The organism is Desertibacillus haloalkaliphilus, from assembly GCF_019039105.1.
Classification (GTDB): domain Bacteria; phylum Bacillota; class Bacilli; order Bacillales; family KJ1-10-99; genus Desertibacillus; species Desertibacillus haloalkaliphilus.
Genome location: NZ_JAHPIV010000010.1, coordinates 1 through 18894, shown reverse-complemented (window position 1 = coordinate 18894; position 18894 = coordinate 1). Strand labels below are relative to the sequence as shown.

Below are 18894 nucleotides of genomic sequence, written 5' to 3'. Positions count from 1 at the left end.
TAAAAGGGGCCCCGACTTTATTTCGCATATTCGACTGCCCTTGTTTCCCGAATGACAGTGACTCGGATGTGTCCAGGATAGTCGAGTTCATCTTCAATTCTTTTTGTAATGTTACGCGCTAGCTGATAGGCGAGAGCATCATCAACAATATCAGGCTTAACCATGATACGAACTTCTCGTCCAGCTTGAATCGCATATGTCTTTTCAACACCTTCAAAGGACTCAGAAATTTCTTCTAGTTTCTCAAGTCTCTTAATGTAGGTTTCAAGTGTTTCACGTCTTGCCCCAGGTCTTGCTGCCGACAGAGCATCCGCTGCTGCAACAAGAGTCGCAATTACAGATGTAGCTTCTGTATCTCCATGGTGGGAAGCAATACTGTTAATCACTACAGGATGTTCCTTATATTTTGTCGCAAGCTCCACACCAATCTCCACATGACTTCCCTCTACTTCATGGTCAATAGCTTTACCGATATCATGAAGCAATCCTGCACGTCTGGCAAGTTGAACATCTTCTCCTAATTCCGCTGCCATTAATCCAGCTAGATATGCTACTTCCATTGAATGCTTTAACACATTTTGTCCATAACTTGTTCTAAATTTAAGGCGGCCTAAGATCTTAATTAAATCAGGATGTAATCCATGAATACCCATTTCAAAGGTTGTTTGTTCCCCATATTCACGAATGTTCTCGTCCACTTCACGGCGAGATTTATCAACCATTTCTTCAATCCGAGCTGGATGAATACGTCCATCTTGAACAAGTTTTTCAAGAGCTGTACGAGCAATCTCACGACGAATTGGATCAAATCCAGAAAGAATGACAGCTTCTGGCGTATCATCAATGATAAGATCGATTCCCGTTAACGTCTCTAACGCACGGATATTTCGACCTTCACGACCAATAATGCGGCCTTTCATTTCATCATTTGGTAAACTAACAACAGACACTGTTGTTTCGGTTACATGTTCAGCCGAACAACGCTGAATGGCTAATGAAAGAATCTCTTTTGCTTTCTTATCAGCCTCTTCCTTCGCTTGACTAACAATGTCTTTGACCATAATCGCTGTATCATGTGATACTTCTTGCTCTACCTCTCGTCTAATCACTTCTTTAGCTTCTTCACGAGAAAATCCAGAAATTCGTTCAAGCTCAGCCTGCTGTTTGTTCAAGATTTCCTCCACTTTGCTATCCATCTCTTCAATTTGTCGTTGTTTTTTGGTGAGAGACTCCTCTCTCTTATCTAATGATTCCTCTTTCTTATCTAAGGTTTCACTTTTACGGTCAAGGATCTCTTCTTTCTGAACCAAACGATTCTCTTGTTTTTGAATCTCATTTCTTCTGTCACGAACCTCACGCTCGGCATCTGTGCGAATTTTATGGATTTCATCTTTCGCTTCAAGAATGGCTTCCTTCTTACTCGCATCCGCCTCACGCTTTGCTTCTTCAATCATCTGTTGTGCTGCATGTTCCGCACTGGAAATTTTCGCTTCTGCAATGGATTTTCGAACAAGATATCCAACAACTGCACCTACGGCTGCAGAGACAAGCAAAATGGAGATGAGGACGACCAAATTATCCATACCCTTTCACCTCCTCTTGCTATCTAATTGTTGGTTCCATAAATAAATATTGTCATACTCGTTTTGTCATATATTGTGCACCCAAACTAGATGCACGTATTTAAAATGAATAGTAAATATGACATGTAAAAACATTATTCTTTTTAATTGTATAGCCCGATAATTTCATTGTCAAGCATTGTCAATAAACATTCGACCATTAAATGACAAGCTTGCACGACTTTGGCACGCGTACATACCACTTTTTCATATGTATATGTGTAGAAATAAGCACCTTTAGGAGGTGCCTATTTCTACTTGTTTTATTTTAAATCTAACGGTAAATCTTCTTCAGCTTCGTCAACTTGAACTTCCGCTTCCCCATTTAGCCCGTAATGATCTCGAATTTGGGATTCGATCTCTGCAGCAATCTCTGTATTTTCTTTTAAAAATTGCTTTGCATTTTCTCGTCCTTGCCCTAGACGTTCATCATTAAATGAATACCAGGCACCACTCTTTTGGACGATGTCGAGATCAGCTCCAATATCTACAATCGAACCTTCTCGAGAAATCCCTTCGCCATACATAATATCAACTTCCGCTTGCTTAAATGGTGGTGCCACCTTGTTTTTTACAACTTTAATTTTTGTTTTATTTCCGACCATATCATTGCCTTGCTTTAGGGTTTCAGCACGACGCACCTCTAAACGAACAGAAGAATAGAACTTCAACGCACGTCCACCTGGTGTTGTTTCTGGATTTCCAAACATCACACCGACTTTTTCACGAATTTGGTTAATGAATACAGCGATTGTTTTCGATTTATTAATCGCCCCTGAAAGCTTACGTAACGCTTGTGACATTAAACGTGCTTGCAAGCCGACATGACTATCTCCCATTTCACCTTCAATTTCCGCTTTCGGAACAAGCGCAGCGACAGAGTCGACCACGATAATATCAACGGCGCCACTTCGTACTAATGCTTCAGCAATTTCTAATGCTTGCTCCCCAGTATCAGGTTGAGAAAGTAATAACTCATCAATATTAACACCTAACTTCTGCGCATAAACAGGATCTAAGGCGTGCTCCGCATCGATAAACGCCGCTTGTCCACCATTACGCTGCACCTCAGCAATAGAATGGAGCGCAACCGTTGTTTTACCCGATGATTCCGGTCCATACACCTCAATGATCCGCCCTCGTGGATAACCACCCACACCAAGGGCAATATCTAGCGCCAATGCACCACTTGAGACGGTCGATACACGATTTTCCGTTTGTTCCCCTAATTTCATAATCGACCCTTTACCAAATTGTTTTTCAATTTGTCTTAAAGCCATATCAAGAGCAGCCTTGCGATCACTCATAAAAAATCTCTCCTTTATATAAAATATATCGTTCGATCTTCAATAATAAAACGAATCATCATCTATAAATCTACTTTCTATCTCTTCTCTTATCATAACTTGTTTTTTGAGATTTGCCAATAGTTTTCACGAACATTTATTCGCTTCTTTTTTATGGAATTATTATGGGAGAGTAGGGAGGGAAAAAATACACCTAAGCCGCCTTCATCAGGCTGGCTTAGATGATAAGTGGTTGTTATTTATTAAATGTCCGCTTTTCACGCTTCGGACGTGGTTTTGCTGGCTCGAGGTTTACTCTCGCACCATTAATGCGAGAATAACGTAACGCTTCATAAACAAAAGGAGCAACCTCTTCAGGTACTTCAACAAACGTAAATTTATCAAAGATATCAATACGGCCAATGGCTTTTCCAGGAATGCCAACGAGTTCAGAGATTTCATCAATTAAAATCTTAGGCGTCATGTTGACGTTACGCCCAACATTAATAAAGAATCGGACCATGCCTTTTGCTCCACCAGTTTCTCCAAAGTTATAGCCGTCATCTTCAAACGTACTATCTGATGAAAAAGTCATTTTCATCAGTGCCGCTACTACTTTTTCAGGTGGATAATCTGCTAAAATTTCTTTAACGAGTGGTTCAAATAACTGCATATCTTTTTCATCATTAATCGTATTAATGATTTGCTTCTTCCATGATTCCTGTTGTTTTTCAACAACTTCTTCAATCGTCGGTACATTTTGTGATGGGATCGCCATCTTAATTTCCGATTCAATCGAACGGAGATGCTTCATTTCTCGTGGTGTGACTAGCGTTAATGCCAACCCATGACGACCCGCACGTCCCGTACGTCCAATTCGATGGACATAACTTTCAGGATCTTGTGGAATGTCGTAATTTATAACATGACTAACATTGTCTACATCAATCCCACGCGCTGCAACATCAGTTGCGATCAAAAATTCAATCGTAGAATCTCGAAACTTCTTCATGACACTATCTCGTTGCATCTGAGTTAGGTCCCCATGAAGACCATCCGCCATATAACCGCGGGCTTGTAATGCTTCTGTTAACTCAGAAACTCCTTTTTTCGTACGGCAGAAGATAATACCTAATTCAATATCCTCACTGTCGATAATTCGGCAAAGAGACTCTAATTTATTACGTTCTAACACCTTATAATACATTTGGTTAATGGAAGGTGCTGTCACTTCACCACGGTTAATCGATACCGTTTTAGGTTGGTTCATATACTTGCGTGACAATTTTTTAATCGCAGGAGGCATCGTTGCTGAGAACAGTAATGTTTGTCGTTCAACATTCACTTGCCTTAGGATTGATTCAATATCGTCAACAAACCCCATATCAAGCATCTCATCAGCTTCATCTAGGACAACCGTATGAACACGGTCAAGCTTAAGGGTTTTACGACGCAAATGGTCCATAATACGACCTGGTGTTCCAATCACGACGTGCACGCCTTGTTTTAACGCACGAATTTGGTGTCCAATCGATTGACCACCGTAAATAGGTAGCGTTCGAACCTTTTTATACTTTGAGATCTTCTGAATCTCACCTGAGACTTGAATCGCCAACTCTCGTGTTGGAGTCAAAATAAGAGCTTGAACATGTGAAGCTTGGTTGACCTTATCAATTAAAGGAATCCCAAACGCTGCTGTTTTTCCAGTCCCCGTTTGCGCCTGTCCAATCACATCCCCTCCTTCTAAAATCACAGGGATCACTTTTTCCTGTATCGGAGAGGGCTCTTCAAAGCCCATATCTTTAATACCCTTTTTAATTTCATCTGAAACTTGAAAATCCTTAAAATAACTCATTATTTTTCCACCTTTTTCAATTCTTTCAATAAATAAAAACACCCATACATAACCGACCGTTTCCTAATTTGCTCACGGTTGCCACTTAAGTGAAGTGTGAAATCCTTTGCTGTATCGCCCGTACAAATGCCAACATATACAGTACCAACTTCTTTTCCCTCTTGTTTCTCAGGGCCTGCTACTCCGGTAAAGCTAATGCCGATGGATGCGTGAGTTAGGTTAGCAACATTTCTAGCGAGTAACTGAGCACATTCAGCACTAACAACGCCAACTTCATCAATCATTGTTTCTGGTATATGTAAGACTTGTTGCTTTACGTCATTTGTGTAACAGACCACGCTACCGGTAAACAAGCGAGAAGATCCTGGTACATCGGTTAATTTCTGACTAAAGAGCCCACCTGTCAAACTTTCGGCCGCCGCAATAGTGAGAGAGTTTTGACTTAATTGAGCACTTACCTGCTCAACGATTGTCGTTTCTCCGTAGCCGTAAAAATAGTCACCGACCCGAGATTGAATTTTTTGTTCAAGGTCATCTAATAGCTTCATGGCGTCTTCTTTATTGTTGTGCTTGACTGTTAAACGTAGTGTAACATCTTGATCACCTGCTAATGGGGCAAGTGTTGGGTTGGTTTGTTCGTCTATTAAATCTTCCAATTCCGTTTCAAGTTGAGATTCTCCTATTCCAAAATAGCGCAACACTCGAGAAAAGATTTGTGCTGAATCATTCGTCTGGTTGAAGAGAAACTGCCGGGCATCTGTACGGAACATTGGTTTTAATTCTTTAGGAGGGCCTGGTAACAATAGATATGTTACTTGTTCTTCTTTAAACGCCATTCCTGGAGCCATCCCATGATTATTGAGAAACACTGTCGAGCCAGCGATCACTTCTGCTTGCTTTTTATTATTCGGTGTCATCGCTCGGTTGTGTCGAGCAAAGTACGCTTCAATTCTCCTTAATGACTCGGTGTCAATCTCAATCGAACGGCCAACAACAGCTGCAACGGTTGCTTTGGTCAAATCATCTTTTGTCGGGCCTAAACCCCCGGTAAAAATGATAATATCCGCCCGCTTTTGTGCTTGTTCTATCGCATTGGTTAGACGTACTTGATTATCACCAACAACGGTGTGATAATACACATCTATTCCGATGGCTGCTAATTCTCTGGAAATGTATTGTGCATTCGTATTCGCTATTTGTCCTAATAACAACTCTGAACCGACTGCAATAATTTCTGCATTCATCCTAACACCCCGTTGACCTTACACCCTTTCATTCATCGTTCATGACTGCCCATACGAATGAGAAGTGCTGTTATTTAAGTTAATACATGCTTGTTTTTCACAAAATAATCAACACCAGATAAAATGGTTAATAGCGTTGCAATCCATATCATGATAGTCGCAAATGGAAACCCTACTGCTTCAAATGGTATGTTATGCAAAAGCAGTGCGGCTATTGCCACAACCTGAAATACCGTTTTTAATTTACCAAGATTACTTGCAGCAATCACCGAACCATCTGCCGCTGCCACTAAGCGAATACCAGTCACTGCAAATTCACGACTAATAATGACAATCGCCATCCATGCTGCAAGAAGTTGAACTTCAACTAACGCGATTAAGGCAGCAGTAATTAATAATTTATCCGCAAGAGGGTCTAAGAACTTCCCTAAATTCGTTACTAACTGATACCGGCGCGCATAATAGCCATCCAACCAATCAGTTCCTGCCGCTAAAATAAAGATAAACGCTGCAATTAGATCGGTTACCGGTATGCTCACTGAAAAAAGAATAACCTCCCCAAGGTTGATCGGAGCAAGGAAGAAAACCATAAAAATAGGGATTAACATAATCCTCGATAATGTAATTTTATTCGGTACGTTCACTGTCATCCTCCCTAACTACAAAAAATTTATTCCTTACATGTATGCTTATAAGGGAAGCTCTGACTAACACTTATCGCATATTCACAAATTGGACAGGGAAGTCAAAATCCTTTTCCTTTACGATTTGAATAACTGTTTGTAAATCATCAATACTTTTGGCCGTAACACGAATTTGTTCATTTTGGATTTGAGCTTTCACTTTTAACTTCGAATCACGTATTAACTTTGTTACCATTTTCGCACTGTCACTACTGATTCCCGAAACAAGTGTAACCACTTGTCGTACAGTCCCACCAGAAGCTTTTTCAATTTTACCAAACTCCATTACTTTTTGCGACAACTGTCGTTTAATAAATTTACCTTTAAGAATATCGATAACAGATTCTAACTTATACTCATCATCAGAAATAATGGTTATTTTATCATCTCCCGTTCGCTCGATCGAACTTTTCGATCCTTTAAAATCGTAACGGTTATTAATTTCTTTAACCGCTTGATGAATCGCATTATCAACCTCTTGTATATCGATTTCCGAAACGATATCAAACGAATGTTCTTTTGCCATCGTTATCATCCTTCCTATATCCATATTATATTTAAAACTTCCTACATTCTGTTTATTGTACCATATTATACATACGTTTAGGTAGCATCAACATGAAGTGACTAACACAAATGAAAAAGGAGTCACTCAAACGGTGAACTCCTTTAAAACCAAACATATTTAATCTACGTCAGGATTAAACGTAACCGTCACTTTCTGATGGACAGTATCTATTGGGAATTCTAAATGTTCTCCGTTCACACGTAACTCTACGAAAGGCGATGCACCAAAGTTAAATTCGATCTCTTCTTCTTCCGAGAAATCATATGACATCGTTTCGTCATTCTCAGTAGCATTCGCAGCATAAAACGTGTTTCCTTTCCCATTTGAAATCCCTACATAGCTCGTTCCTGTATAATTGATGTCCACTAAAAATTGGTCTGTTCCCACTAACTCATAGTAGCTGTGGTTCCCTTGTGTTTCTAAATGAGTTAACTGCTGCTCAGTGGTCACTTCAGCTACCTCTTCTTCATCACTAATGTCTTCTTCTTGATTGATATCTTGTTCAGGAGCTGGTTCCTCTTCCGTTCCATCTTCATTGTCGACAGGGGGCTCATCATTTAGGTCAACATTAATTTCTTCTTCAAACGGCTCTTCTTGATCACCACTTGGAACACCTTCTGCTCCTTCGTTATTATTCTGTAAATATACCCATATACCAAAAACAATCGCAACTAAACAAATACCAGCAACGAGCGCTGGAATGAGAGACCTAAACTTCGAGCGATTTGTCGTTACTTTTGCCTTTGATTTATCTTTTGTCCGTTCCGACCGTGATGGCAGGTCGGTCACTTCCTTTCGAGGGTTCGGAAGTTCATTTGAAAATTCATCAAAGAGTTGGTCTGGATTGATGTTTACGGCTTCGGCATAACTTTTTATAAATGCTCGCGCATAAAATTTACCTGGCAAGGCGTCAAATCGACCTTCTTCAATTGCTGCTAAATAGCGTTTTTGAATCTTTGTTAGCTCCTGTAGCTCTTCAAGACTAATACTTCTCTCTTCTCTTGCCTGCTTCAAACGTTGCCCTAATTCTGACAATGATAACACCTACCAACTTAACTAATATCGAATGATGAAAAACCAGATTCCACCACATCGTATGTAATTTCTTCAGAGTCATCGTTTCTTAACTCAATAATACAATCAAAGTCATCGAGTGAGTACTCTGTTTCACGAATAAATATATCGGGGTGCTCAACAACTTTTATTGCCGGAAGGCGCATAATGTCTCCAACAAGCATACGGTGCTTTTCTGTAGCACGCATCGTTGAGACGATCCCATCAATAATATAGATATGGTCACCATCTAATTCATCTTCTGCTAACTGACTTCTTACGGTTTGTCTGAGCAATGTTGATGAAATAAACGACCACCGTTTATTCGCACAAACACTAGCTGCAACGACGGACTCCGTTTTACCCACCCTAGGCATCCCGCGTATGCCGACGAGATAATGCCTATCTTTTTTAAAGAGTTCTGCCATAAAATCAACCAATAAGCCAAGTTCATCACGAACAAACCGGAATGTCTTCCGGTCATCGGCATCTCGCTCAATGTAACGACCATGGCGAATCGCTAATCGGTCACGTAACTTAGGTTCTCTTAATTTCGTTACCGTGATGTTCTCAATCGTATTCAAGATTGCTCGGAAACGCTCAATTTGATCGTCGCTTTTACTTCTAATGAGCATGCCACGTCGCATATCTTCGACACCATTAATGGTGACAATATTAATTGATAACATCCCTAATAGAGAAGAAATATCCCCTAACAATCCTGGACGATTCCTATGAATTTGATATTCCAAGTACCATTCTTTTGTCTCCATCATACATCCCCTCATTCACCAATAAACTACGTATAACTATATAAGATTCTAAAAAATTAAATACTATTACTACAGAATCGTATTACAGCCCAGAACCGTACAAATGGTTATAATTAAAATTGGCATATTATTATTATATATTCTATGTATTGACAAAATAACCTTTTTCTCTATAGTAAATGATTTTTTTTGCAAATGAAAGAACTTTCCTACAGAATTTAGAAAGTATGTTAACGGACCGTTTCGTTTAATAAAGGGTGTCGCGAAATGCAACACCCTTTGTTACCCATTATTGTGTTCCTTCATTTTTTACCAGTTTAACCATCATATGTGCAATGGCATGCTGCTCCTCTGGTGTCGCAACATTCCACATTTGAGCCAATACACGTTCTTGTTCATTTTTAGGCTCCACTTGCTGTGCTAAATATTCACCAACTTGATACGCAACATCTGAGATAACATTTTCATTCATACCCTCATTCTGAGCTTGATGAAGACGGTCTCCTAAAAAGTCCTTCCATTGTTCCCAATTATCTAATACAGACATGTTGTTTCCCTCCTTGAATGTAAACTTCATTATTATTTTTTCAAGAAGTAAACAAATTATACAGAAGACTTGAGAAACATAAAACCAAGCCCTTGTTTATTAGCAATGCCACGCACCGTTCACAGAAATCACTTGACCGTTAATGTACTCGGCTTGATTTGAATGTAAAAACGACACAAGGTTAGCTACCTCCTCAGGATGACCTAGTCGCCCCATCGGAATCTCCTCAGAAATTGCTTGCAGGTCTTCACCACTAAAGTGGTCAAGCATTGAGGTTGAAATTGCGCCTGGGGCAACAGCATTTACCTGAATACCGCTCGGTGCGACTTCCTTAGCCAATGCCTTTACAAATGAATTTAAACCACCTTTAACGGTTGAATAAACCACTTCACAAGACGCTCCTGCTAGACCCCAAATCGAGGATATGACAATAATTTTTCCGCTTCTAGCTTGAATCATTTGCGGTAACAGTTTTTTTGTAAGTTGAATAGGACTTGTAAGGTTCAGTTGAATCATTGTTTCAACCTCATCATCTCCCATATCTTGTAACAACCCTACATAACTGCTACCACTATTATGAATAATGCTTGCCACAGGGTGGCTAAGTTGCGTAATGAGGTAATCTGCCCCACATTGTGAACCTAAATCGGCTTGAACTAATTTGACATCTCGCTCTTCCGACTTCAACTCTTCTTTCAATTGTATCACTGATTGCCTGTTTTGGTTGTAATGGAGGAAAAGATGATAGCCTTGACTGGCCATCTGCCTGGCAACCGCGGCCCCAATCCCTCCGCTTGCTCCTGTTATTAACACATACTTATTCAACTCGGCTTACTCCTCAACAAACGATTCTGGCTTTACTTCACAGACCGTAAATCGGCTGAAATCAAAATGTTCATTGGCCACGTCTGTTAACGTTTCAATCGATAGCTGCTCTAATGTTGATACGACATCGAATAAATTCATATCATTAAATTGATAGCGCGTAAATTGGTTGGCAATAAACTCAGGTGAATTTAACGATTTCAAAAATGAACCTATTTTCTTTTTACGAGCACGTTCAACCGCTTCCTGATCAAGTGGTTCAGCTTTAAACGATTCGACCATCTCTTTTACTTTTGCTTGAAGAGCCTCTGGTTTTTTTGTATCTCCACCAATCGATGTAAATCCAAACCCGTATTCAGCCGAGTAGTCAAAAGAAAAGGATTCATCGATGAGCCCCTCGTCATATAGCTCCTGATAATTCTTTGAGCTTTGCCCGAACATTAAATCAAGGAGAATATTGATCGCTAATTCACGTTCTAATAATTCTTGCCCTTGGCGTGTCGGGTCCACTTCCTTAAAAGCCATAACACATTTCGGTGTTTGCACAGACATGTGAATGACTTGTTTTTCTTTAGCCACTTCATTTGGCTCATCATCAAAAAAGCGTTCAATCTCCTCAGGAGCCTTAAACTCCTTTTGTTGTTGATTCGCTTTCACTTGTTCAACCACCTGTTCGGGATCAACAGAACCGACAACAAATAGCACCATATTACTTGGATGGTAGAACGTCTCATAGCACGTATAAAGCAAGTCTTTTGTTATGTCTGATATCGATGGAATGGTCCCCGCAATATCAATTTTAACTGGGTGGTTCTGATACATGTTTTCAAGCGCACCAAAAAACACACGCCAATCCGGATTGTCGTCATACATATTAATCTCTTGACCGATGATACCTTTTTCCTTCTCGACACTCTCTTCTGTAAAATACGGGTGTTGAACAAAATCAATGAGCGTCTCTAAGTTTTCTGAGACATTGTCGGTACTTGAAAAAAGATAAGCGGTACGAGTGAATGTGGTAAAAGCATTCGCCGAGGCCCCTTGTTTACTAAATTCTTGGAATACATCTCCCTGCTCATCTTCAAACATTTTGTGCTCTAAAAAGTGTGCAATTCCATCAGGCACCTTGATCGCTTCTTCTTTTCCTAATGGTGTAAATTGATTATCAATCGAACCATACTTTGTCGTAAAGGTTGCGTAGGTTTTATTAAAATCCTTTTTAGGTAACACATACACATGTAATCCATTTTCCATTTGCTCGTGATATAAGGTCTCATTTAATTGTTCAAAATTGATTTTTTGTGCCATTCGTTACTCTCCCTCCTGACCCTTTAAGAAGTAAATGGTATCTAGTTGAATTTTATTAGCCATCCCAACGATATCTTCGCTTGTTACCGAATCAATTCCAGCTAACCAATCCTTTATTTCACGCTTTGTGCCGCTGACTTCGTTGTGATAAAGAAGTTCAACAAGACCTTTTGGCATATCAACCGTTTCTAAAATTTGATTTTTTATCACTGCTTTTGTTTGTGCGATTTCGCCATCCGTGAATGAGCCCTTCCGCATTTCATCTAATTGCTCCTTAATGATTGAAACTGCTTTTTCATAATTAGCAAATTCAATCCCTGACATCACCATTAAGATCCCTTTGTGACTTTCATAACGAGAGGCCGCATAGTAGGCTAGACTTTCTTTTTCCCGGACATTTATAAATAACTTAGAGTGAGAAAAACCACCGAATAGTCCATTAAACAATTGGAGTGCATAATAATCTTGATCAGCGAAGGTTGTATGCGTTCGAAAGCCAATGTTTAATTTCCCTTGTTTTACGTCCTGCTTTTCAAATACAACATGCTCTTCTTTGACATCACGGTGATTCATTTGGTGCTGTTGAGCCGCTAACTCCCTCGGCTTTGGAAAGTTAAATTGCTGTGAAACTTTATCTTTGATCTCTTTTTCATCCACATCTCCAACAATATAGAAATCAATCGCATCTTCGGTTAATAGCTGCTGATAATATTCATATAACCCACTAGCAGTAACCCCATCAACGGCTTGCTCATCTCCATATACTGATAAACCAAATGGCTCCTCTTTGCACATTTCTTCAGTCAAGCGTACGTTTGCATAACGCATTTTATCATCAACAACCGATTGAATCCGTTGTTTTAAAGAGCGCTTTTCACCTTCTACAATTTTAGATTCAAACCCTTCTCCTTCTACTTTCGGGTTAAGTAACACTTCCGCTAACAATGCCAATGCTTGCTCTGTTAACGGTGTAGAGTCATTTAGAAATTTCTCATTTGTTACATCCATGCGGAAGGCGATCACATGATGTTCACCTTTTTTATTGACATCAACGGTTAGTGTTGCGCCATACATTTCGTCTAAGCGATTTCGAATTTGTTGCCTTGAAGGAGACTTCTCCGTCCCGCTTTGTAATACGTGAGGGATTATTGCACGCTTCGTTACTGTATCTTTTGATAAGGGTGCTTTAAGTAACAATACGAGTGTATTTGTCTTGTATTTATCCGTTGGAACGATATGTACATTCATCCCGTTAATCGTTACGATATGTTCTTGGACTTCCTTCATGTCACCATTCAACTCCTTATAGCCTTTACTGCTAGCTACTTTCCCAAATTTTATTAAACAACTTACTTATACGTACTAGGTTATGCGTATAACCGATTCCTTACTACATGAAACATAAAAATTTTGTAAGTCTTCTTGACGCTCCTGAGGACTTTACCATTACCTCCATTGTCCTATTAGGATGAGGCTTCCTCTGTTGTCGGTTTGTCAACAAGGACTTCTCTAGGCTTACTCCCTTCATAAGGACCGACTATTCCCCTTGCCTCCATCTCGTCAATCAACCTAGCGGCTCTCGTATACCCAATACGGAAGCGACGCTGCAACATCGATACGGATGCCGTGTTCATTTCCATCACTAATTCAACGGCATCTGGGTATATTTCGTCACTTACTTCTTGTTCAGACTCTTTCACCTCTGTCGGTGTCATTTCTTCTTGGTATTGTGCTTTTTGTTGAGAAATTACAAAATCTACGACCCGTTCCACTTCTTCGTCTGATAAAAACGCGCCCTGGATCCTCGTCGGCTTTGACGCTCCTACTGGTAAATACAGCATATCACCGCGACCAAGCAACTTCTCAGCGCCACCTGTATCAAGAATCGTACGAGAATCTGTTTGTGATGAAACACCAAAAGCAATTCGTGATGGAATGTTGGCCTTAATTACACCTGTGATCACATCTACCGACGGGCGTTGTGTAGCAATGATCATATGAATACCAGCCGCACGAGCCATCTGCGCAAGCCGAGTAATTGAATCTTCGACATCTCCAGATGCAACCATCATTAAGTCGGCAAGCTCGTCAACAATGACAACAATGTAAGGCAATGTTGCTTGTTGTTCTTCATTTTCATTGTTTTGCCTTTTGATGAGCTCATTATAGCCTTCAATATTTCGTGTACCCGTATGAGAAAAGAGATCATAGCGCCTCTCCATTTCACTCACCACTTTTTTCAATGCCTGTGACGCTTTTTTTGGCTCCGTTACGACAGGCGTTAACAAATGTGGAACACCATTGTATACATTTAATTCAACCATTTTCGGGTCAATCATCATTAATTTGACTTCATGGGGCATCGCTTTCATTAAGATACTTGTAATAATGCCATTGATACAAACACTTTTTCCACTTCCAGTTGCACCCGCCACTAATAAGTGGGGCATTTTATTTAAAGAAGCTAAAATCGGCTCCCCTGAAATATCCCGTCCTAAAGCCACAGATAAGACCGACGAATTCTGCTTTTCACTTGTATCAAGCACCTCTTTCAAACTAACAAGTGCAACTTCTTGATTCGGTACTTCAATTCCAATCGCTGACTTTCCTGGTATTGGAGCTTCTATTCGAATATCCTTTGCCGCTAGTGCTAACGCCAGGTCATCTGATAAATTGACGATTTTACTGACCTTTACACCAATATTAGGGTGCACTTCATATTTCGTAACAGCGGGACCAAGATGAACTTGTGACACTCTTGCTTTTACTCCAAAGCTTTCTAATGTTCGTTCAAGCTTTCTTGCATTCGCCGAAACCTGCTGTCGTTCTTGCTGCTGGCCGTTCTTGTTCGGGAGGTGCAACAAGTCTGCCGGTGGTAGTTGATAATCAGCATTCGTAAATTCAGCGGTGATGAGTGGCGTAGACGTGTCCTGTTCACCGATCTCCTCTTCAACTGTTTGTCCCTTTATTTCTGATTGGTCTTCCCCGTCATTACTTGGGTCACCCTGTTGATCTTGGACCGGAGTAATCTCCTTTGCTCGTTCAATAGGAGGTGGTGTCCCATGAGAAGAAAAGTCATGAATAATCGGCTCAGACGGCTCGTCCACAGAGACATTTTGCGCCTCTTCGGAAGTTACAGGAGATTCTAATTTTTGCTTTTGTTTCTCTTGCCGTTTTCTTATTTCATTGGTCACGTTCGTTTTCCAATCCTGAAAATCACTTTTTAGCTTTTCTTGGGCATTTTTTATGATTGCAAGCATTTTAACGAAAAAGCTTCCTGTTAATTCACCAAGGGAACGTCCAGTAATTAAAATAACCGAAATAACAACTAGAACCCAAGCAACTAACCATGTTCCGAGTTCAGCAAACAAAAAGTAGCTAACCGCAAAACCGATTGCACCAACCATTCCCCCACCAAGTGTGTTTAACGTATTTTCCCCTGTAATGGAGAGCCAATATAGTTCCCACGTATTGCGAATGACTGAAGAGTCCTCAAAGCCCGTTTGACCGGCCAACTGTTCAAATAACGTAACATGACTCATCAGTACAAATGAGAGCAATAATAAATACATCCCTCCCAATCGCCTTGTCCAAAGGTTGGGGACCTTTCGTTTAATAATCAGGTACATTGAAATGAGAAAAATAGCAACCGTACACGCAATGTGCCAATCTCCAATAAAGAAACGAAATAAATAGACGAGTACATCGCCGACACTGCCTAATTGGGCAAAAGTAACAATGGATAGCACAAATAAACTTAAACCGAAGAGTTCAAATTTTAATTGTTTTTTCCATTCAATTTTTTGCTTTTTCTTTTTTCTTGCCATTACATTTCACCCTTTACTAAAAGAAAGCAGCCTGGATACGGCTGCTTTCATTGTAACATCATGGAATTATTATAGCACAAGTTGAAATGACTCTACATTAAGAAAGTTGAGGGCCAACATTAATGACATTTCCAGGACTATACTTTTGATTCATATATTGCGCGGGGTCAGAGCTAATTAAACGGACCACTTGGTATTCATTTGGGTTAACTTGCTCAACAACTAAGAGGCCACCCTCAACCTCAAGCGTTTTCTGTTTGTTGAAAGACTCATGATCATGTGGAAAGATTAACTCTTCTGGCATCATCGTATACAAGATCATTGCATCAAATCCTTTTGTGCTGGCTTATTATCACTGATTAATTGATTTAATTTCTGTAGAGCCGGTCCAATACCTCCAACCTCGTTAATTAACCCGTATGAAACGGCATCTGTACCAACAACATTCGTTCCAATATCACGAGTTAAATTGCCTTTTGATAACATTAACTCTTTGAATTTTTCTTCCTCAATGCCTGAGTTTTTGGTTACAAAACTAATCACACGTTCCTGCATTTTATCTAAGTATTCAAATGTTTGCGGGACACCAATGACTAACCCTGTTAAACGAACAGGATGAATTGTCATGGTTGCCGTTTCCGCGATATAGGAGTGATCAGCAGATACCGCTATCGGTACACCAATGGAGTGACCACCACCTAAAACAAGCGTTACCGTTGGCTTTGACATCGATGAAATCATCTCTGCAATCGCTAACCCCGCCTCAACGTCACCCCCAACAGTATTAAGGATTAATAAAAGTCCTTCAATTTTAGGGTTTTGTTCCGCTGCGACTAATTGCGGAATGATATGCTCGTATTTCGTTGTTTTATTTTGTGGAGGCAATTGTGTATGCCCCTCGATTTGACCTACGATCGTAATACAATGAATATTCGATTGGTCCATATCAGGTACATTTGTTTGACCTAACTCCTGAATTTTATTTAAAATCCCATTTTGCGGTTGCCCGCCTTGTGGTGGCTGCTGAGGTTGCGCAGGCTGTTGCGGCTGTTGCGGTTGATTGTCATTTTGCTCTGTCATGATACATCCTCCTTCATTCAATCTAAACATAGTATAAACGGGACCTTGCTGTTTCATTCTTTTTTGAATGATGCATAAATCCCATGAAGAGATACTGACGTTTCAGACCATACAACTGTTCAAAGCAAGTTGAAAGGGTAAACCAAATGCTCTATGAACAAGCCCTCATCCTTGCTACTCTCTCCATCTCCCTGTTCCATAACAAAAAACAGGTTTGAAATGACTATTCATCTCAAACCTGCTCTAAAATGTTATACTTCCATTATAATTGGTAAAATCATTGGTCTACGTTTTGTTTTCTCATATAAGAAACGACTTAATACTTCGCGAATATTGCTTTTTAAAGACGACCATTCACTCACGTTTTCACTTACACAGCGAACGAGTGTCTCGGTCACGATCCCATTTGCTTGGTCCAATAACCTTTCTGATTCTCGCACATAGACAAAACCTCGTGAAATAATATCAGGACCAGAAACAATCTCACCAGACTTTTTGTTTAACGTCACAACAACCACTAAAATACCATCTTTTGAAAGTAGGCGCCGGTCTCGCAACACGATATTGCCAACATCACCAACACCAATCCCATCAATCAAAACGTTTCCAGAAGGTATTTTCCCCGAACGCCTTGCTTGCCCATTCGCCATTTCAACGACTTCGCCTTTATCAATGACGAAAATATTTTGTGGGGCTATACCAACCGTTTGAGCTAACTGACTATGTGCATGCTGCATTCGATATTCACCATGAATCGGAACAAAGAATTTTGGTCTCATTAGATTTAACATCAGTTTTAACTCTTCTTGACTTCCGTGTCCAGAAGCATGGACGGCATTCTTTTGTCCGAAAACAACATTTGCGCCGATCCTGTATAAATAATCAATAATTTTAGATACCGATTTTTCGTTCCCTGGGATCGGTGTTGCAGAAATCACAACAGTGTCTTTCGGCTTAATGGTAATTTGTCGATGTGCGCCCTTAGCCATTCGTGTTAACGCTGACATCGGTTCACCTTGGCTTCCTGTGGTTAAAATCGCAATTTGATGATCCTTGTATTTGTTAACCTCTTCAATGTCAATAAATAACTGTTTTGGTGCTTTTAAATAGCCAAGCTTCATTGCAATTGAAATCACTTTCACCATACTTCTTCCTGTAACTACAACTTTTCGTCTCGCTTGAACGGCTGCATTGAGAACCTGTTGGATCCGATGCACGTTAGAAGCGAATGTCGTAACAATAATTCGACCTTGTGTTTGGTAAAACACTTCACTGATTCCTTGTCCAACCACAGTTTCTGACGTCGTTGTTCCAGGTCGTTCGGCATTTGTACTATCAGATAATAAACAAAGAACACCCTTTTCTCCAATCGCAGCCATCTTTCCCATATCTGCTTGCTTGCCATCGACTGGAGTTTGATCGAACTTAAAGTCACCTGTGTGTACAACAGAACCTTGTGACGTATGGATGCATACACCAACAGAGTCTGGAATGCTGTGATTAGTTCTAAAAAACGATACATTCACTGCTCCGATTCTCACTTTTGAATTGGAATGGATAAGCTGAAGCTTTGTAGACTTTCGTATCCCTGCTTCTTTTAACTTTTCCTCTACAAGTCCAAGCGTTAGTTTTGTTCCATATACAGGTACATTTAACTTCCGTAACACATAAGGGAGTCCGCCAATATGGTCCTCATGGCCATGTGTAACAATAATTCCTTTCACCCGTTCAATGTTCTCGACAAGATAAGAAATGTCTGGAATAACAATATCTACTCCAAGCATATCATCATCAGGGAACATTAAACCCGAATCAATAACGATAAGATCCTCGTTCACTTCTACAACGTACATGTTTTTGCCGATTTCGCCGACTCCGCCCAGGGCAAAAACACGCACTTTTTCTGTATTTTGCTTTGACAATGTTCCGCTCCTCCTACACTCTCATATAAAAAATAGTAACCCGAACTAATCACCTGTTTGTAGTATAACGTAATCTTCGAAGATAAAACAAGACTATTTATCCACAATTGGAAAATATTATTTCAGGTAAGCACAAAAAGAAGGAGCGAATCGCCAACCATCCGCACTCGTTAGAGTAGCAAACGATTCGTTAGAACAATCGAGTAGGAGGGGGTGACTAACCCCCGACCTCTCAGTCAAGTAGCCAATGGGAGTTTCACCCAAAGGCTCTCACAGAACCGTACGTGAACCTCTCGATTCA

General features: G+C 40.2%; 16 protein-coding genes. All 16 read right to left on the bottom strand.

Features of this window, described 5'->3' with window-relative positions; genetic code table 11:
* Window positions 1–17 precede the first annotated feature (17 nt).
* On the bottom strand, window positions 18–1583 hold the full coding sequence (gene rny / locus KH400_RS12165; protein WP_217224943.1) for a ribonuclease Y: 1566 nt from the start codon (window positions 1581–1583) through the stop codon (window positions 18–20).
* A 302-nt stretch (window positions 1584–1885) separates the two neighbouring features.
* Window positions 1886–2929, bottom strand: coding sequence for a recombinase RecA (gene recA, locus KH400_RS12160; protein ID WP_217224942.1), 1044 nt, complete (start codon window positions 2927–2929; stop codon window positions 1886–1888).
* Between the two features lie 235 nt (window positions 2930–3164).
* Window positions 3165–4763 (bottom strand): DEAD/DEAH box helicase, encoded by a 1599-nt coding sequence (locus KH400_RS12155; RefSeq protein ID WP_217224941.1) that lies wholly within the window; start codon window positions 4761–4763, stop codon window positions 3165–3167.
* Window positions 4763–6007, bottom strand: coding sequence for a competence/damage-inducible protein A (locus tag KH400_RS12150; protein ID WP_217224940.1), 1245 nt, complete (start codon window positions 6005–6007; stop codon window positions 4763–4765). Before KH400_RS12150 ends, KH400_RS12155 begins: the two co-directional genes overlap by 1 nt.
* A 74-nt stretch (window positions 6008–6081) precedes the next feature.
* Window positions 6082–6651 (bottom strand): CDP-diacylglycerol--glycerol-3-phosphate 3-phosphatidyltransferase, encoded by a 570-nt coding sequence (gene pgsA, locus KH400_RS12145; RefSeq protein ID WP_217224939.1) that lies wholly within the window; start codon window positions 6649–6651, stop codon window positions 6082–6084.
* Between the two features lie 70 nt (window positions 6652–6721).
* The gene (locus KH400_RS12140; RefSeq protein ID WP_217224938.1) at window positions 6722–7216 is read right to left on the bottom strand and encodes a YajQ family cyclic di-GMP-binding protein; all 495 of its coding nucleotides are present in this window, start codon (window positions 7214–7216) and stop codon (window positions 6722–6724) included.
* 159 nt (window positions 7217–7375) lie between these two features.
* Window positions 7376–8293, bottom strand: coding sequence for a helix-turn-helix domain-containing protein (locus tag KH400_RS12135; RefSeq protein ID WP_246589539.1), 918 nt, complete (start codon window positions 8291–8293; stop codon window positions 7376–7378).
* A 17-nt stretch (window positions 8294–8310) separates the two neighbouring features.
* Window positions 8311–9084 (bottom strand): DUF3388 domain-containing protein, encoded by a 774-nt coding sequence (locus KH400_RS12130; RefSeq protein ID WP_217225168.1) that lies wholly within the window; start codon window positions 9082–9084, stop codon window positions 8311–8313.
* A 289-nt stretch (window positions 9085–9373) separates the two neighbouring features.
* The gene (locus tag KH400_RS12125) at window positions 9374–9631 is read right to left on the bottom strand and encodes a DUF3243 domain-containing protein (RefSeq protein WP_217224936.1); all 258 of its coding nucleotides are present in this window, start codon (window positions 9629–9631) and stop codon (window positions 9374–9376) included.
* A gap of 99 nt (window positions 9632–9730) precedes the next feature.
* On the bottom strand, window positions 9731–10456 hold the full coding sequence (gene ymfI / locus KH400_RS12120; protein WP_217224934.1) for an elongation factor P 5-aminopentanone reductase: 726 nt from the start codon (window positions 10454–10456) through the stop codon (window positions 9731–9733).
* A 6-nt stretch (window positions 10457–10462) separates the two neighbouring features.
* Window positions 10463–11764 (bottom strand): EF-P 5-aminopentanol modification-associated protein YfmH, encoded by a 1302-nt coding sequence (gene yfmH / locus KH400_RS12115; RefSeq protein ID WP_217224932.1) that lies wholly within the window; start codon window positions 11762–11764, stop codon window positions 10463–10465.
* A gap of 3 nt (window positions 11765–11767) precedes the next feature.
* Window positions 11768–13051, bottom strand: a complete 1284-nt coding sequence (gene yfmF, locus KH400_RS12110; RefSeq protein ID WP_217224930.1) for an EF-P 5-aminopentanol modification-associated protein YfmF — start codon at window positions 13049–13051, stop codon at window positions 11768–11770.
* Between the two features lie 176 nt (window positions 13052–13227).
* Window positions 13228–15591, bottom strand: coding sequence for an FtsK/SpoIIIE family DNA translocase (locus KH400_RS12105; protein ID WP_217224928.1), 2364 nt, complete (start codon window positions 15589–15591; stop codon window positions 13228–13230).
* 97 nt (window positions 15592–15688) lie between these two features.
* Complete coding sequence (locus KH400_RS12100; protein WP_217224926.1) at window positions 15689–15913, bottom strand: YlzJ-like family protein; 225 nt, start codon at window positions 15911–15913, stop codon at window positions 15689–15691.
* Window positions 15910–16671: a ClpP family protease gene (locus KH400_RS12095; RefSeq protein ID WP_217224925.1), complete on the bottom strand. Its 762-nt coding sequence runs from the start codon at window positions 16669–16671 to the stop codon at window positions 15910–15912. The genes KH400_RS12100 and KH400_RS12095 overlap by 4 nt, the downstream gene beginning before the upstream one ends.
* Before the next feature lie 251 nt (window positions 16672–16922).
* Window positions 16923–18593 carry a ribonuclease J gene (locus KH400_RS12090; RefSeq protein ID WP_217224924.1) on the bottom strand — a complete coding sequence of 557 codons (1671 nt, stop codon included), beginning with the start codon at window positions 18591–18593 and terminating at the stop codon, window positions 16923–16925.
* Window positions 18594–18894 lie beyond the last annotated feature (301 nt).

Coding starts and splice junctions, on each gene's coding strand:
- rny (WP_217224943.1), bottom strand. CDS start 1,583: ATGGATAATTTGGTCGTCCTCATCTCCATTTTGCTTGTCTCTGCAGCC.
- recA (WP_217224942.1), bottom strand. CDS start 2,929: ATGAGTGATCGCAAGGCTGCTCTTGATATGGCTTTAAGACAAATTGAA.
- KH400_RS12155 (WP_217224941.1), bottom strand. CDS start 4,763: ATGAGTTATTTTAAGGATTTTCAAGTTTCAGATGAAATTAAAAAGGGT.
- KH400_RS12150 (WP_217224940.1), bottom strand. CDS start 6,007: ATGAATGCAGAAATTATTGCAGTCGGTTCAGAGTTGTTATTAGGACAA.
- KH400_RS12140 (WP_217224938.1), bottom strand. CDS start 7,216: ATGGCAAAAGAACATTCGTTTGATATCGTTTCGGAAATCGATATACAA.
- KH400_RS12130 (WP_217225168.1), bottom strand. CDS start 9,084: ATGGAGACAAAAGAATGGTACTTGGAATATCAAATTCATAGGAATCGT.
- KH400_RS12125 (WP_217224936.1), bottom strand. CDS start 9,631: ATGTCTGTATTAGATAATTGGGAACAATGGAAGGACTTTTTAGGAGAC.
- yfmH (WP_217224932.1), bottom strand. CDS start 11,764: ATGGCACAAAAAATCAATTTTGAACAATTAAATGAGACCTTATATCAC.
- yfmF (WP_217224930.1), bottom strand. CDS start 13,051: ATGAAGGAAGTCCAAGAACATATCGTAACGATTAACGGGATGAATGTA.
- KH400_RS12105 (WP_217224928.1), bottom strand. CDS start 15,591: ATGGCAAGAAAAAAGAAAAAGCAAAAAATTGAATGGAAAAAACAATTA.
- KH400_RS12100 (WP_217224926.1), bottom strand. CDS start 15,913: ATGATCTTGTATACGATGATGCCAGAAGAGTTAATCTTTCCACATGAT.
- KH400_RS12095 (WP_217224925.1), bottom strand. CDS start 16,671: ATGACAGAGCAAAATGACAATCAACCGCAACAGCCGCAACAGCCTGCG.